At 68.1% G+C, this 15,774-nt stretch carries 14 protein-coding genes; 2 read left to right on the top strand and 12 right to left on the bottom strand.

Going from position 1 to position 15,774, the window contains the following annotated elements; translation table 11 throughout:
* Positions 1 to 51 precede the first annotated feature (51 nt).
* The 7 genes from MYL53_RS00875 to tdh form a co-directional block, all read right to left on the bottom strand.
* The gene (locus tag MYL53_RS00875) at positions 52 to 1,116 is read right to left on the bottom strand and encodes an ABC transporter substrate-binding protein (protein WP_247851473.1); all 1,065 of its coding nucleotides are present in this window, start codon (positions 1,114 to 1,116) and stop codon (positions 52 to 54) included.
* Between the two features lie 38 nt (positions 1,117 to 1,154).
* Positions 1,155 to 1,952, bottom strand: coding sequence for an ABC transporter permease (locus MYL53_RS00870; protein ID WP_247851472.1), 798 nt, complete (start codon positions 1,950 to 1,952; stop codon positions 1,155 to 1,157).
* On the bottom strand, positions 1,949 to 2,872 hold the full coding sequence (locus MYL53_RS00865; RefSeq protein WP_247851471.1) for an ABC transporter permease: 924 nt from the start codon (positions 2,870 to 2,872) through the stop codon (positions 1,949 to 1,951). The genes MYL53_RS00870 and MYL53_RS00865 overlap by 4 nt, the downstream gene beginning before the upstream one ends.
* 10 nt (positions 2,873 to 2,882) lie before the next feature.
* The gene (locus MYL53_RS00860; protein WP_247851470.1) at positions 2,883 to 4,007 is read right to left on the bottom strand and encodes an ABC transporter ATP-binding protein; all 1,125 of its coding nucleotides are present in this window, start codon (positions 4,005 to 4,007) and stop codon (positions 2,883 to 2,885) included.
* A 30-nt stretch (positions 4,008 to 4,037) separates the two neighbouring features.
* Positions 4,038 to 5,327 (bottom strand): NAD(P)/FAD-dependent oxidoreductase, encoded by a 1,290-nt coding sequence (locus MYL53_RS00855; protein ID WP_247851469.1) that lies wholly within the window; start codon positions 5,325 to 5,327, stop codon positions 4,038 to 4,040.
* Between the two features lie 476 nt (positions 5,328 to 5,803).
* On the bottom strand, positions 5,804 to 7,009 hold the full coding sequence (gene kbl / locus MYL53_RS00850) for a glycine C-acetyltransferase (RefSeq protein ID WP_247851468.1): 1,206 nt from the start codon (positions 7,007 to 7,009) through the stop codon (positions 5,804 to 5,806).
* A gap of 184 nt (positions 7,010 to 7,193) precedes the next feature.
* Positions 7,194 to 8,219 (bottom strand): L-threonine 3-dehydrogenase, encoded by a 1,026-nt coding sequence (gene tdh, locus MYL53_RS00845; RefSeq protein ID WP_247851467.1) that lies wholly within the window; start codon positions 8,217 to 8,219, stop codon positions 7,194 to 7,196.
* A 157-nt stretch (positions 8,220 to 8,376) separates the two neighbouring features.
* Between tdh and MYL53_RS00840 the strand changes: the two genes are divergently transcribed.
* On the top strand, positions 8,377 to 8,970 hold the full coding sequence (locus tag MYL53_RS00840) for a helix-turn-helix domain-containing protein (protein ID WP_247851466.1): 594 nt from the start codon (positions 8,377 to 8,379) through the stop codon (positions 8,968 to 8,970).
* Positions 8,971 to 9,078: 108 nt separating this feature from the next.
* On the opposite strand, the gene MYL53_RS00835 is transcribed toward MYL53_RS00840, so the two are convergent.
* The 5 genes from MYL53_RS00835 to hemA all read right to left on the bottom strand — a co-directional run bounded on the left by MYL53_RS00835 (position 9,079) and on the right by hemA (position 13,791).
* Entirely contained in the window at positions 9,079 to 9,828 is a 750-nt protein-coding gene (locus tag MYL53_RS00835) for a HesA/MoeB/ThiF family protein (RefSeq protein ID WP_247851465.1), read from the bottom strand.
* 5 nt (positions 9,829 to 9,833) lie between these two features.
* Positions 9,834 to 10,334 carry an Lrp/AsnC ligand binding domain-containing protein gene (locus MYL53_RS00830; protein ID WP_247851464.1) on the bottom strand — a complete coding sequence of 167 codons (501 nt, stop codon included), beginning with the start codon at positions 10,332 to 10,334 and terminating at the stop codon, positions 9,834 to 9,836.
* A gap of 244 nt (positions 10,335 to 10,578) precedes the next feature.
* A complete protein-coding gene (gene prmC / locus MYL53_RS00825) occupies positions 10,579 to 11,421 on the bottom strand; it encodes a peptide chain release factor N(5)-glutamine methyltransferase (RefSeq protein WP_247851463.1) in 843 nt (280 codons plus the stop codon).
* Positions 11,421 to 12,512 (bottom strand): peptide chain release factor 1, encoded by a 1,092-nt coding sequence (gene prfA / locus MYL53_RS00820; RefSeq protein ID WP_247851462.1) that lies wholly within the window; start codon positions 12,510 to 12,512, stop codon positions 11,421 to 11,423. The genes prmC and prfA overlap by 1 nt, the downstream gene beginning before the upstream one ends.
* 10 nt (positions 12,513 to 12,522) lie before the next feature.
* Positions 12,523 to 13,791 (bottom strand): glutamyl-tRNA reductase, encoded by a 1,269-nt coding sequence (gene hemA / locus MYL53_RS00815; protein WP_247851461.1) that lies wholly within the window; start codon positions 13,789 to 13,791, stop codon positions 12,523 to 12,525.
* A gap of 226 nt (positions 13,792 to 14,017) precedes the next feature.
* Between hemA and MYL53_RS00810 the strand changes: the two genes are divergently transcribed.
* Positions 14,018 to 15,757, top strand: coding sequence for a tetratricopeptide repeat protein (locus MYL53_RS00810; protein ID WP_247851460.1), 1,740 nt, complete (start codon positions 14,018 to 14,020; stop codon positions 15,755 to 15,757).
* Positions 15,758 to 15,774 lie beyond the last annotated feature (17 nt).

The following is a 15,774-nucleotide window of genomic DNA, read 5'->3' as shown; positions in this document are numbered from 1 at the left end:
TTTCCTTGCTCTGGAGCAGGGGCCCCGGCCGCCCGGCCGGGGCCCGTCGTCTCACCGCGCCTTGACCTCGGACCACAGCTGCTGGAAGGTCTGCAGCTGATCGCCCTCGAGGCTCGGGGTGAACCTCAGCCGTTGCATGTCGTCGTCGGAGGGCATGATCGGCGGCTGGGTCAGCACCTCGTCGAGATAGGGCTCGGCCGCGGCGTTGGGGCTCGCGTAGTAGTTGTAGTTGGACAGCTGGGCGCCGATCTCGGCATCGAGGATGAAGTTGATGAACTTGTACGCCAGGTCCGGATTCGGCGCCTCGGCCGGGATCATCATGGCGTCGACCCACATCTCGGCGCCCTCGTCGGGGATCATGAAGTCGAGGCTCTCGAAGGCCTCCGGGTTCTCGCTCTTGTAGTAGAAATAGTCGCCGTTGTAGGACAGGCCGGCGTGGATCACGCCCCGGGACAGCTGCTGCAGCGCCGGGGTGCCATCGGAGAAGCCGCTGAAGGTGTCGCGATTCTTGGTCTGGATCAGCAGCTGCGCGGCCTCGCGCCAGTCGTCCATGTCGGTGCAGTCATAGCCCTTGCCGAGGTAGGCGCAGGCGCTGCCCATGCTGACCTGGCCGTCACCCATCAGGGCGAAGGGATGGCTCGGGTTGACCTCGGGATCGAACAGCAGCGACCAGCTCTTGGGCGCGTCGGGGAAGGTCTCGGTGTTGTAGATGATGCCGGTGGTGCCCCACTGGTAGGGCGCGCTGTAGCGGCCGCCGGGATCGTAGGCCGGGTCCTGGAACTGCGCCATGACATTGTCGAGATTGGGCAGCTTCGACTTGTCGAGCTCCTGGACCAGGCCGGTCTTGATCAGCCGTGGCACATAGTAGTTGGACGGCACGATGATGTCGTACTGCGAGACGCCGCCGGCGTTGAGCTTGGCGAACATCTCCGGCAGCGAGTTGAAGTAGTTCTGCACCACCTCGACGTCGTACTTGTCCTCGAAGGCCTGGATGATGGCCGGGTCCATGTACTCGGTCCAGTTGAAGAGATAGAGCTTGCCCTCCTCGGCCTGGGCGTGCCCGGCAAGGGCGAGCCCGCCCAGCGACAGGGCCATGGCGATCTTGTTGAATTTCATTGATGGCTCTCCTTCGTTCCCTAGGTGATGGTGCCGGCTCAGGTCGGCCGACGGCGACTGAATGCCAGACTCAGGATGGCGGCCAGGGCAACGGCGGCGATCATCAGCGCGGCGATGGCATTGATCTCCGGCGAGACCCCCTTCTTGATCGCGCCCCATATGTAGATCGGCAGGGTCGCGCTCTCCGGGCCGGCGGTGAAGAAGCTGATGACGAAGTCATCCACCGACAGCGTAAACGACAGGAAGAAGGCGGATATCAACGCCGGCTTGATGGTCGGCAGCATGAAGTGCACCACCCGCTTGACCGGGGTCGCGTAGAGGTCCTTGGCGGCCTCGAACAGCGTCGGATCCAGGCCCACGAAGCGCGAATAGACGATCAGCGCCACGAACGGGATCTGGAAGGTCACGTGGGCGATGATCATGGTGCCGAGCCCCGGCTGCAGCAGCCCGGTCCACTCGTGGATCTGCACGAAGAAGGCCATCTCCGAAATGCCGAACACGATGTCGGGCAGCACGATCGGCAGGTAGATCAGCACGATCAGCCAGCCCAGCTTGCGGTGGCGATGCCGGTACATGCCGTAGCCGAACACGCAGCCGACCACCAGCGCGATCAGCGAGGAGCTGATGGCCAGCACCAGGCTGTTGCCGAAGGCCGAAAGGATCGCCTCGTTGCCCAACAGCCGGTGATACCAGCGCAGCGAGAAGCTCACGAAGTTGGCCGAGCTGTTGGCCGAATTGAAGGAGTACAGCACCACCACCGCCAGCGGCAGGTAGAGGAAGGTCAGGGTCAGCCACCAGAAGGCGGTCAGGCCACGATGCAGGGTCCGCTTTCTCATATCACCACCTCCTCACCGCCGCCCAGACGCTTGCCGAGGCGCCGCATCACGTAGAGCCCGAGAAACGTGGCCAGCAGCATCAGGATCGCGCCGGCCGCGCCCAGCGGCCAGTTGGAGGCGCCGGCGAACTGGTTGGCCACCAGGTTGCCGAGCATCATGCCCTTGCCGCCGCCGAGCAGCTCGGGAATGACATACATGCCGAAGGCCGGGATCGCCACCAGCACGATGCCCGCCAGCAGCCCCGGCAGGGTCTGCGGGAACACCGCATGCCAGAAGGCGCGCATCGGGCTGGCATAGAGGTCCTGGGCGGCCTCCACCTGGGCGGTATCGAGCTTCTCGAAGGCACCGTAGAGCGGCAGCACCATGAACGGCAGGAAGTTGTAGACCAGCCCCAGGGTGACCGCGAAGTTGGAGGGATAGAGCCCCATGTTGGGTGCCACCAGTCCCAGGCTCTCGGCCAGCCCGGACAGCGGCGTGCCCGGGGCCAGCAGGTTCATCCAGCCGAAGGTGCGGATCACCTGGTTGGTCCAGGACGGCACCACCACCGCCAGCAGCAGCAGCGGGCGCCACTTCTCGCGGCAGGTGGTGATGTAGTAGGCGATGGGATAGGCCACCACCACGACCAGGGCGGTGGAGACCAGGGTCTGCCACAGCGAGCGCAGCAGGGTATAGAGATTGCCCGGACTCCAGCCGAGGAAGCCGAAGCCGGCCAGGCGCTCGAAGGAGTCCAGCGACAGCGGCATCTGCGGCAGGCCGTAGGGCCCGTTGGTCATGAAGGCCACGCCCATCAGATAGGCGCTGGGCAGCACCAGGAAGATGAAGATCCAGAACGCCCCCGGCGTCACCGTGAACAGCAGGTGACGGGTCTCGCGAACCATGGCCCGGCTGCGGGCACTGGGCATTACGCCGGAATAGGACATGTCCGCCTCCTTACTCGCTCAGGGTGACCAGGTCTTCCGGCGCTACCACCACCGTCACCGTCTCGCCCACCTCGGGCAGGTGACGGCCGCGGTTGTTGACCGTGGCCTGCAGGGTGGTATCGCCGATCTCCAGGCGGAACTCCGCATGGCTGCCGCGATAGAGCCGCTCGCCCACCGTCGCCGTCAGGTGGTTGTCGCCCGCGACCTCGCCGGGCAGCAGGTCCAGCGTCTCGGGACGGATCAGCAGCAGGTCGCCGGCGCCGGCGTCCTCGGCGGTCAGCTCGCCCAGCGACGTGGTCAGCCGATCCCCCTGGCGGGCGCTGATCGGATACAGGTTGTCATGGCCCATGAAACGCGCCACGAAGGCGTTCAGCGGGCGCTCGTAGACCTCCCGCGGCGCCCCCACCTGCTGGATGTTGCCGCCGTTGAGCACGGCGATGCGGTCGGACATCACCATCGCCTCGTCCTGATCGTGGGTCACGAACACGAAGGTCATGCCGAGACGCTTCTGCACCCGCAGCAGCTCCACCTGCAGCTGGCTGCGCAGTCCGGCATCCAGCGCCGACAGCGGCTCGTCGAGCAGCAGCACGTCGGGCTCGCAGACCAGCGCCCGCGCCAGGGCGATGCGCTGGCGCTGGCCGCCGGAGAGCTGATCGACGCGTCGCTCGACCAGGTCGCCCAGCTTGATGAACTCGGCGATCTCGTCGACCTTGGCGTTGCGTTCGGCGGCGGGCAGGCCGCGCATCTTCAGCCCGAAGGCCAGGTTGTCGCGTACCGAGAGATGCGGGAACAGCGCATAGGACTGGAAGACGGTGTTGACGCTGCGCTGATGGGGCGGCACCTCGGTGACGTTCTTGCCGCCCACCACCAGTGTCCCGTCATCCGGCTCCTCGAGGCCGGCGAGGATGCGTAGCAGCGTGGTCTTGCCGCAGCCGGACGGCCCCAGCAGGGTGAAGAACTCGCCGGCCCGGATGTCCAGATCGACCCCGTCCAGGGCCACGGTGTCGCGCCCGAAGCGCTTGTGCAGCCCCTGCATCTCGATCGAGGATGCCTTGCGGCTCGCACGGTCCTGCTCGTCGGCGACCGGGCGAATGCCCGGATGGTCGGCAATCTCCGCCGTCATGGTCTCGCTCATGGGGATACCCTCTCGCTTGTCGGCGGCCTCTCAGAGCCGGTCGCGCAGTTTGTAGAAGTTGGTCGCCAGCACCAGCAGCGGCTTGCGCAGAGCGCGGCCGCCGGGAAACTGGCGGTGCGGCATGGCCGAAAAGACGTCGAAGCGCTCGCTCTGGCCGCTGATCGCTTCGGCCATCAGCTTGCCGGCCAGCCCCGCCAGGGCCATGCCGTGCCCGGAATAGCCCTGGGCATAATAGAGATTGTCGCCCAGGCGGCCGAAATCGGGGGCCCGATTGAGCGTGATCGCCACATCGCCGCCCCAGCGATACTCGATCGGCACGCCCTTGAGCACCGGGAAAAGCCGGGCGATCTTGGCGTCCATGCGCTCCTTCAGGCGCGGCGGCTCGCGGCCGTCGTAGCTGACCTCGCCGCCGTAGATCAGGCGGCGGTCGGCGCTGAGGCGGTAGTAGTCGAGCACGAAGTTGGCGTCGGACAGGGCATCGTTCTTCGGCAGCACCTGCGCCGCCTGGTCTTCGCTCATCGGTGCGGTGGCGATCATGTAGTTGGCGGCGCGCATGATGCGGCCGGACAGCTCCGGGATCAGGCCAGCCTGGTAAGCATTGGTCGCCAGCACCACGAAGTCCGCGGTCACGCGTCCCTGCTCGGTCACGACGGTCGCCGGCCGGCCGCGCTGGACCTCGAGGGCGGCACTGCGAGGATGCAGGCTCACGCCGGCTCGCTGGGCCGCCCGAGCCAGACCCAGGGTGTAGTTGAGGGGATGAAGGTGGCCGCCTTCGCGATCGTAGAGGGCGGCCGGATAGGCCTCGGTGACCACGTGCTCGCGCAGGGCATCGCCTTCCAGCCACTCGAGCGCGTCATAGTCGTAGTCGCGGGACATCTGCTCGCGGAACGCCTCGAGCTCCTTGACGTGGCGCGGCTTGACGGCCGCGTGCAGATAGCCCCAGGCCAGCTCGCAGGGAATGGCATGGCGCTCGACCAGCTCGGCGGTGAGGCGCACCGCCTCGCGGCTCATTTCCCACACCTCGCGCGCCCGGGGGAGCCCGAGCGCCTGCTGGACGGTGGTGATATCGGTTCCCAGCCCCGGCAGGATCTGCCCGCCGCTGCGGCCGGACGCGCCGTGACCGATATCACCGGCCTCGAGCAGCACCACCGAATAGCCGCGTTCTGCCAGGTGCAGGGCGGTCGAGCAGCCGGTTACCCCGCCGCCGATCACGCACACATCCGCGCGCGTCTCGCCTTGCAGCGGCCGACAGGACTCGAGCTCGACGGCGACCGAGGCGCGATACCACGAGGCCGGGCCGTCGGAGACGGAACTGTGCATACGTTGCATCCTGTTATTGTTGTTGAATACTTTTACCATGATATTGCCCTGGCATGTCGCCGGCCGGGCAAGATTCTGGCTAACAGTCTGCCACCTGACGCCACATAGATGTCAAGTATTCAACAACGACATTTTAAACTATTGGAAAAAATATCTATAAATCAGAATTTTAAAAAACCATGAATGCAATTTCGTCAAGAAAAGAGCGCCTAACCAAAGACGGCGACGACGACGGTCCCGGCTCTGCTCCGGCATGCCAGGGCGTTGAAAATACCCGAAATCGCATGAAACGATGCCGCCCCGAGGCGGGCATGATGGCCAACACCTTGTTGTGCTTCGAAAAATGGGCAGCGCGTCGATTTTCACGGACGCGAGGATCGGCGGCAAGCGCCGCCGGAGAAAAGGCCGACGAGGGAACGCCGGCCAGGCAGGCAAGGCGCCTCCCGCTCTCGGGAGGCGCAGCGAGGTGAGGGCAATCAGCTCTCCGGGGCGGCATCTTCCAGGCGTGCCTTGACCCGCCCGAAGGCGGCCAGGGCAGCGTCCAGGTCCTCACGGGTCAGCGCCGCCGAGACCTGGGTGCGAATGCGCGCGCGGCCCTTGGGCACCACCGGATAGGAGAAGGCGATCACATAGATGCCCTCCTTCAGCATCTCATCGGCGAAGCGCGCCGCCAGGGCCGCGTCATGCAGCATCACCGGCACGATGGGGTGCTCGCCCGGCAGCAGCTCGAAGCCCCGATCCTCGAGCCCACGGCGGAAGTAGGCGGTGTTGTCGCGCAGCCGGTCGCGCAGCTCGCGGGACTCGCCGGCCAGCTCCAGCGCCTTGAGCGCGCCGGCCACCACCGGGGGCGCCACGGTGTTGGAAAACAGGTAGGGCCGCGAGCGCTGGCGCAGCAGTTCGACGATTTCGCGCCGGGCGCTGGTATAGCCGCCGCTGGCCCCGCCCAGGGCCTTGCCCAGGGTGCCGGTGAGGATATCGATCCGGCCCAGGCAGCCGCGATACTCGTGGCTGCCGCGGCCGCCCTCCCCCAGAAAGCCGGTGGCATGGCAGTCGTCGACGTGCACCAGAGCTCCGTAGCGCTCGGCCAGATCGCAGATCTCATCGAGTTTCGCGATGTAGCCGTCCATCGAGAACACGCCATCGGTGGTGATCAGCTTGAAACGCGCCCCGGCGGCATCGGCGGCCTGGAGCTGAGCCTCGAGATCGGCCATGTCGCTGTTGCGGTAGCGATAGCGGCTCGCCTTGCACAGCCGCACGCCGTCGATGATGCTGGCGTGGTTGAGCTCGTCGGAGATCACCGCGTCCTCGGGGCCCAGCAGGGTCTCGAACAGCCCGCCGTTGGCGTCGAAGCAGGACGGATAGAGGATGGTGTCCTCGGTGCCCAGGAACTCGCTGAGCTTCGCCTCGAGGGTCTTGTGCAGGGTCTGGGTGCCGCAGATGAAGCGCACCGAGGCCAGGCCATAGCCCCACTCGTCCAGCCCCTGCCTGGCGGCCGCCTGGACCTCGGGGTGCTGGGCGAGCCCCAGATAGTTGTTGGCGCAGAGGTTCAGCACCTCGCCGTCGTTCGCCACGCCCACGTGGGCGCCCTGGGGGGTCGCCAGCTCGCGTTCGTACTTGGTCAGGCCCGCCTGCTCGATGGCCGCGAGCTCGTCGCGCAGATGCCGCTGAAAGTCGCCGTACATGGTGTCGTATCCCTTCTTGTTTCTTGACTCATCGGGTCTCGAGGCGTCGGGACGCGACTCGCTGCTCCGGCGGCAAGCCTCCGCGAGGCACTGTGAACCCATCCCTGGGCGCTAACTTTTGCCATCCTTGGCAAAAACCCTCGCTGCGCCTTGCCCCCCGGCGCTCATCGCGTACCGAGAATTCTCACTCCCAGTTCAGAATCACCTTGCTAGCCTCGCCGGCCAGCATGGCCTGGAAGCCCTGCTCGAAGTCGGTATAGGGCAGACGGTGGGTGATCACCGGCGAGATATCCATCCCCGATTCCACCAGCACCGACATCTTGTACCAGGTCTCGTACATCTCCCGGCCGTAGACGCCCTTGAGGGTCAGCATGTTGAAGATCACCGTGTTCCAGTCGATGGCCGTCTCCTCGGTGGGAATGCCGAGCATCGCCACCTTGCCGCCGTGGCACATGCTGGCCAGCAGATCCTTGAAGGCCGCCGAGCTGCCGGACATCTCCAGCCCCACGTCGAAGCCCTCGGCCATGCCCAGCTCGGCCTGCACGTCCGCCAGGCTTTCCTCCGCGGCGTTGACGGTGCGCGTCGCGCCCAGCGTGTCGGCCAGCGCCAGCCGCTTGGGATTGAGGTCGGTGACCACCACGTGGCGCGCCCCGGCGTGGCGGCACACCGCCGCGGCCATGGCGCCGATCGGCCCGGCACCGGTGATCAGCACGTCCTCGCCCAGCACGTCGAACTGCAGCGCGGTATGCACGGCGTTGCCGAGCGGGTCGAACAGCGCCGCCACGTCCAGGTCGATACCCGGGCGATGCTCCCAGACGTTGGACATCGGCAGCGCCACGTACTCGGCGAAGGCGCCGGGGCGATTCACCCCGATGCCGCGGGTATGGGCGCACAGGTGACGGCGGCCCGCCAGGCAGTTGCGGCAGCGTCCGCAGACCACATGCCCCTCGCCGGAGACGATCTGCCCGGGATGGAAGTCATTGACGTTGGAGCCGACCTCGACGATCTCGCCGACGAACTCGTGGCCGACCACCATCGGCGTCGGGATGGTCTGCTGCGCCCAGGCGTCCCATTTGTAGATGTGCAGATCGGTGCCGCAGATGGCGGTGCGCTTGACCCGCACCAGCACGTCGTTGATGCCGACTTCCGGCTCGGGCACGTCCTCGAGCCAGAGTCCGGGGGCCGCCTCTCGCTTGACCAGCGCCTTCATGTGCGTCTCCTGCTTGAGATGAATGGCTTCCCTGAATGCCCCCATGGCTGGCAATCCGCGCCGGGATGACTACCATGGAGGAATTAATTCCAGCATAGTGGACAAAATCCTCTATGCAAGAATAAATTCCATCATACTGAACATCAGGAGTCCTCGGGTGACTACCACGCCCCCCGATGCACCGACGCCAGCGCCCTCCCAAGGCGGCCAGCTGCTCTGCGACCGCGTCATCGAGCTGCGCAAGCGGCGCGGTCTGACCCTGGACCAGCTGGCCTCGGCCTGCGGCGTCAGCCGCTCGATGCTGAGCCAGATCGAGCGCGGTCGCGCCAACCCCACCCTGGCGGTGACGCTGCGCATCGCCCAGGCCTTCGGTCTCAGCATCGGCGACCTGGTCGATCAGCCCTGGACCGCCTCCACCATCGAGGTGGTACGTGGCGACGACGCTACTCACCTGTTCCGCGACGACCGGGAATGCCGCATCCGCACCCTCTCGCCGCTGCATCTGGAAAAGCACGTGGAGTTTTACGAGCTGCGCATCGCGCCTCGGGCCAGCCTGCGCAGCGCGCCGCACTTCGAGGGGACAAGGGAATTATTGACCATCACCCGGGGTGCCGCCCGAGTGGTCGCCGGCGACAGCGACTGCCGGCTGGCGGTAGGGGATTCGGCGCACTATCACGCCGACCAGGAGCACGTCATCGAGAACGTCAGCGACGACGAGCTGCTGGCCTTTCTGGTGGTGACTTATGAGTAGGGCGAGGGGCGAGGGGCGAGGGGCGAGGGGCGAGGGGCGAGGGGCAGGAGGGTGAACAGCCAGGAGTGAGATGCGAGGCACCCGATGCGGCCCCTCGCGAACGACCGCTCACTCGTCGCTGCAGACCGGACAGGCGGGATCGCGGGGCACGCGGAAGTGGCGCCACTGGCCGCTGAGGCCGTCGAAGGTGGAGAGTCCACGATGCACCTGGCCGGCATGAGCGACTAGCTTCATCGCCTCGAGCGCCTGGAAGCAGCCGATCAGCCCCACCAGCGGCGCCACCACCCCGCTCTCGGCGCAGCTCAGCGCTTCGTCGCCGCCGTCGTCCGGCGGATAGAGACAGGCATAGCAAGGGCTCTCGGCATCGCGCGGGTCGAACACCGCGAGCTGGCCGGAGAAGCGGATCGCCGCGCCCGAGACCAGCGGCACGCCGGCGGCCCGGCAGGCGGCGTTGATCGCGTAGCGGCTCGAGAAGCGGTCGGTGCAGTCGAGCACCACGTCGGCCTCGGCTACCGCCGCGGCCAGCGCCTCGCCCTCGAGGCGCTCGGTGACGGCGCGGATCTCGCAGTCGGGGTTGAGCGCCAGCGCCGCCTCGCGGGCCGACTCGGCCTTGGCGCGCCCCAGATCCGCCATGCCATGGGCGATCTGGCGCTGCAGGTTGGAGAGCTCCACCGCGTCGTCGTCCGCCAGCGTCAGCCGCCCCATGCCGGCAGCGGCCAGGTACAGCACCACCGGCGAGCCCAGGCCACCGGCGCCGATCACCAGGGCATGGCCGGCGAGCAGGCGTTCCTGGCCGGCGATATCGATCTGCTCGAGCAGGATCTGGCGGCTGTAGCGCAGCAGCGCATCGTCGTTCATGGCGCTCACTTGCCCTCGAACTCCTCGATGTCCGGCACGTGGAGGGAGAACTCCTCCTTGACCTCTTCCATCACCACGTAGCTCTTGGACTCCTTGACCCCGGGCAGGGTCAGCACCACCTCGCCCAGCAGCTGGCGGTAGGCCGACATCTCGGGAATCCGGCACTTGAGGATGTAGTCGAACTGGCCCGACACCAGGTGGCATTCCTGGATCTGCGGCAGCTTGGCCACCGCACGGCGGAACTCGTCGAATACCGAGGGCGACTGGGTCTCCAGGCTGATCTCGACGAACACCAGCAGGTTGGCCTTCAGCGCCCGCGGATCGAGCAGCGCCTTGTAGCCGCGTATCACCCCCGCACGTTCGAGGCGCTTGACCCGTTCCAGGCAAGGCGTGGTGGACAGGCCGACCTGGGAGGCCAGGTCGACGTAGGAGATGCGGGCGTTGTCCTGCAGGCAGCGCAGGATCTTGAGGTCGATACGATCGAGCGAACGGGTCTTGGTTTTCATTGTGGTCCTGGCACGTCGAACGGGGTACCGCCGAATCTTCCACTGAAAATCACCGCCAAACGGCGAGCTTTCGGGGATTCATCAATGAATAGTCGGCACTGGTTGGCATTTTTTTCTGTTTTCAGATGTACCACAAGCCCCCTGGCCGACTCCAGCCCCGCCCCGCAGGATGCCACTCACGATGTCGCTCACGAGCGGCCGGCCGGCGTCGCCACGCAAGCCGAGTCACCCGACGCGGAGCCGCTCAGCGCCGGCCCAGGCTGATCCGCTCGTGCCCGCCGAGATCACGGCGGCTCGAGACATCGCGATAGCCGGCCGCGGCGAGGGCCTCGCGCACCGCCGCGCCCTGCCCCGCGCCGTGCTCCAACATCAGCCAGCCGTCGCTGGCCAGATAGACGCGCGCCGCCACCACCAGATGGCGCAGGTCGGCCAGGCCGTCGTCGGCCGCCACCAGGGCGCTGCGCGGCTCGAAGCGCACGTCGCCGCGCGCCAGGTGCGGATCGTCGTCGGCGACGTAGGGCGGGTTGGAGACGATCAGCGCGAAGCGGGCAGCGCCGCCCTCCTCGTCCAGCGCCGTAAACCAGTCGCTGACCAGGAAGCGGACATTGGTGATCCCCAGCCGCTCAGCGTTGCCGGTCGCCAGGGTCACCGCCTCGGGGCGCAGGTCGACCCCGGTCACCGCCCAGCCCGGCCGTTCGCTGGCGAAGGCCAGCGCCACCGCGCCGGTGCCAGTGCCCAGATCGAGCAGCCGGCCCGACTCGCCGGCCACGGCCAGCGCGGCCTCGACCAGGGTCTCGGTGTCCGGGCGCGGAATCAGGGTCGTCGGCGAGGTGGCCAGGCGCAGCCCCCAGAACTCGCGCTCGCCGGTCAGGTGCGCCACCGGGCGGCCAGCCTCGCGCTCGGCGACCAGCGCCTCGAAACGCGCCTCGGCATCGCCCTCGGCCTCGCGGTCGCCCCAGGTGTAGAGCCAGGTGCGATCGACCTCGAGCACGTGGCACATCAGCACCTCGGCGTCGAGCCGGGCGCTCGGCGAGCCGGCGTCCAGCAGCCGCTGGGCGGCCCGGGCCAGCAGCAGATCGAGGCGCATCAGGCCTCCTGCTGCAAAGCCGCGAGCTGGTCGGCCTGGTGCTCCTGGATCAGCGGCTCGATCACCTCGTCGAGCTGTTCACCGCCGATCACCTCGCCCAGCTTGTAGAGGGTCAGGTTGATACGGTGGTCGGTCACCCGGCCCTGGGGGAAGTTGTAGGTGCGGATGCGCTCGCTGCGATCGCCCGAGCCCACCAGCGAACGGCGCTCGTCCGCCTGCTGCTGGCGCTGGCTGTCCTGGGCCGCCTGCTTGAGGCGCGCGGCGAGCAGCGACATGGCCTTGGCGCGGTTCTTGTGCTGGCTGCGCTCCTCCTGGCACTCCACCACCACGCCGGTAGGCAGGTGGGTGATGCGGATGGCGGAGTCGGTGGTGTTGACGTGCTGGCCGCCGGCGCCGCTGGAGCGGAAGGTATCGACGCGCAGGTCGTTCTGGTTGATATCGACGTCGCCGACCTCGTCGGCCTCGGGCATTACCGCCACGGTGCAGGCCGAGGTGTGGATGCGACCCTGGGACTCGGTGGCCGGCACGCGCTGCACGCGATGGGCACCGGACTCGAACTTGAGCCGCCCGAAGACGCCCTCGCCCTTGATGCGCGAGATGATCTCCTTGTAGCCGCCCATGTCGCCATGGCTGGCGCTGACCACCTCGACCTTCCAGCCGTGCTGCTCGGCGTAGCGGGAATACATGCGGAACAGGTCGCCGGCGAACAGCGCCGCCTCGTCGCCGCCGGTGCCGGCGCGGATCTCGAGGAAGACGTTGCCGGCATCGTCCGGGTCGCGGGGAATCAGCAGCTGCTTGAGGCGCGCCTCGAGCTCGACCAGCCGCGCCCGCCCGTCTTCCCGCTCCATCTCGGCCAGCTCGCGCATCTCGGCGTCGGCGTCGTCGGCCATGGTCTCCGCGGCCGCGATGTCGTCCTCCACGCCGCGATGCTCGCGCCAGGTCTCCACCAGGGGCTCGAGCTCGGTGTATTCGCGGGAGTAGTCGCGGAAGCGGGCCTGGTCGGTGATCACCTCGGGATCCGCCAGCAGGACCGCGAGCTCCTCGAAGCGCTCGGCAAAGGCGTCGAGGCGCTGACGCAGGGAAGCTTTCATCAAGGATGTCCTATCGGGAAGTGTCGGAAGAGTCGTCGAGCAGCAGGGACGCGGCGGCCTCCAGCAGTTCGCGCTGCTCGCCGGCAGCGGCCTCGCGCAGGGCCACGGTGGGCCGGTGCAGCAGGCGGTTGGTGAGCTGATGGGCCAGCCGAGCCACCACCTCTTCGGGATTCTCGCCCCGAGCCAGGCGCTCGAGGGCCTGGTCGCGCGCCTCGTCGCGCAGAGCCTCGCCCCGGGCGCGCACGTCGCGAATCAGCTCGCCGCCGCTGCGCAGGCGCCGATCGTGCTGCCAGCCGTCCACGCCCTGTTCGATCAGCGCTTCGGCCTGGTCGGCGGCGACCTGGCGATGACGACGATTCTCCTCGATGACCTCCTCGAGGTCGTCGACGGTATAGAGGAAGACGTCGGCGAGATCGCCGACCTCGGGCTCGATATCACGCGGCACGGCGATGTCGACCATGAACACCGGGCGATGGCGGCGCTTCTTCAGCGCCCGCTCCATCATGCCCTTGCCGAGGATCGGCAGCGGCGCGGCGGTGGAAGAGATCACGATGCCCGCCTCGACCAGCGCCTCGGGAATCTCGTCGAGGGTGATGGCCTGGCCGCCCAACGGCGCGGCCAGCTGCTCGGCCCGCTCGCGGGTGCGGTTGGCCACCGTCAGCTGTCGCACGCCGGCCTCGTGCAGGTGGCGCGCCACCAGTTCGATGGTCTCGCCGGCACCGATCAGCAGCGCCGGGGAGCGGGAGAAATCATCGAAGATGCGGCTGGCCAGGCTGACCGCGGCATAGGCCACCGACACCGGGTTGCGACCGATGCCGGTCTCGGTGCGCACCCGCTTGGCCACGGCGAAGGTCTGCTGGAAGAGGCTTTCGAGCTCGCCGCCCATGCCGCGCGCCTGGCGCGCGATCTGGTAGGCATCCTTGATCTGGCCGAGGATCTGCGGCTCACCGAGCACCATGGAGTCGAGGCCCACCGCCACCCGCATCAGGTGGCGGGCGGCCTCGTCGTCCACATAATGATAAGCGCAGCGGGTCAGCGCCACGGTCTCGAGACCGTGGAAACGGCTCAACCAGTCGAGGACCTCGCCTTCCCCGACATCGCCGGTCACGCAGTACAGCTCGGTGCGGTTGCAGGTCGACAGCACCGCGGCCTCATGCACGTCGGGCAGCCCGCGCAGCTCGACCAGCGCGGCTTCGAGCTGCGCGGGCGAAAAGGCGACCTGCTCGCGCACCTCGACGGTGGCGGTCCGATGGTTGATTCCCAGGGCAAGAAGCGTCATGCGTATCGGCGTCTTCGCGATCGTGTGTCGGCGTTATCGAGAGCGGCCCGGCGAGCCATCGTCTGCCGCTCCAAGGCGCTGCATTCTACCACAGGCCGTGGACCTGCGGCGCCTCCCCGGACTATCGAGGACATTGACGCCGGCCATCGACACCCGCGCCATTGCGTCTTTGCCCCGCGCGGTCAAGCCGTTATGCTGGCATCACGCCCGACTTCGCGAGACCGGCATGCCCCGAGGATCCCCCAAGACGCTTGTTCGCCGACACCCCCTCGTCGCCTTCGGCCTGGCCATGGCGCTCGGCGGCTGCCAGAGCCTGTCCGCCGTGTCGGCGCCGACCCAGGACGATCCGCTGGCCGATGCCCCGCCGGTCACGCGCGGCCTCGACGCCACGGGCCTGTCGACGCTGCTGGTCGCCGAGATCGCCGGGCAGCGCGGCGACTATCGCCGCGCCGCCCGCGGCTATCTGGCCACTGCCGAGCGTTACCGTTCTGCCGAGCTGGCCAAGCGGGCCGCCCTGGCGGCCCGCTTCGACGACGATCCAGCGCTGCTCGAGGAAGCCGCCCGCCGCTGGCAGGCCCTGGAGCCCGGTAGCGAGGCCCCGGCCCGCCTGCTCTCGAGCCTGGCCATGCAACGCGGCGACTGGGCGAGCGCCCTGGAACAGCGTCTGGCGCTACAGGAGGCGCAGGACGACGGCGAACTGCTGGGCTTCGTCGAGGATGCCCTCGCGGCCGGCGCGGCTCCCGAGCCGCTGCTGAAACGCCTGCGACAGGATGTCGCTGCGGACGTGTCCGTCGACCGCGAGCTTTCTCTGGCGCTGCTGGAAGCCGCCGCTGGCGAGACACCCTCGGCGCGGCGGCGTCTCGACCGGCTGACCGCCACGCACCCGGACGATCCCGCGGTGCAGCGCATCGACGCCGCCCTGGCGCTGGAGATGGATGATACGGCACGCGCCGAGACGGCCGCCCAGCGTGGGCTCGCAGCCTCGCCGGGCGATCCGCGCCTGATGCTGCTGCTGGCCCGGGCCCAGATTCGCCAGGGCCGACTGGAGGCCGCCAAGGTCACCACGGATGCGCTGCTCGAGGACCAGGGCGACCGCCCCCAGCTGCGCCTGGCCCTGGCACGCCTCTATCTCGAGGAACAGCATCCCCGGCCGGCTCGCCGCCTGCTGCTGCCGCTGCTGGAAGAGGACGACACCCCCGCCCTGGCCTTCCTGATCCTGGGCAGCATCGCCGAGCAGCAGGGCGAGGTCGACAACGCCCTGCTTTATTATCGCCAGGTGCCCGAAGGCGACAGCTTCCTGCTCGCCCGGGCGAGCGCCGCCCGCATGCTGATCGAGGACGGCCGTCTGGTGGACGCCCGCACCTTCCTGCGCAACGAACGCCTCGAGCATCCCGACGCCGCCTCCCGGCTCACCGGCCTGGAGGTCGAACTGCTCGACGGCGCCGACGCTGGCGCCCAGGCCGACGCCCTGCTCGACAGTTATCTCGCCCGCCATCCCGACGACGCCCAGCTGCGCTACCAGCGCGCCATGCGCGCCTATGCCGACGGCGACCTGGCCGCCATGGAACGCGACCTGCGCACCATCTTCGAGCGCGATCCGGACAACGCCAATGCCATGAACGCGCTGGGCTACACCCTGGCCGACGAGAACATAGAAGGAAGACTCGAGGAAGCCCGCACGCTGATCGAGCGGGCCCTGGAGATCGAGCCGGACAACCCGGCAATCCTCGACAGCCGCGGCTGGGTCGCCTATCGGCTCGGCAACATCGACGCCGCCGTTCCGTGGCTGGAGCGCGCCTGGGATGCCATGCCCGACCAGGAAATCGCCGCTCACCTGATCGAGGTGCTGTGGATGGCAGGCGAGCGCGAACGCGCCCGAGCGCTGGCGGCCGAGGCCATCGAACGCTTCGAGCCGCGCCCGCGGATCGACGAGCTGCTCGAGCGCCTGCCCGCGCTCGCCCCCTGATGCCCCGCGACGGAGAA

It is taken from the genome of Halomonas getboli (genome assembly GCF_023094245.1).
In the GTDB taxonomy this organism is placed as follows: domain Bacteria; phylum Pseudomonadota; class Gammaproteobacteria; order Pseudomonadales; family Halomonadaceae; genus Halomonas; species Halomonas getboli.
The sequence above is the reverse complement of the archived record's forward strand: the minus strand, read 5'-3'. Positions and strand labels throughout refer to the sequence as shown.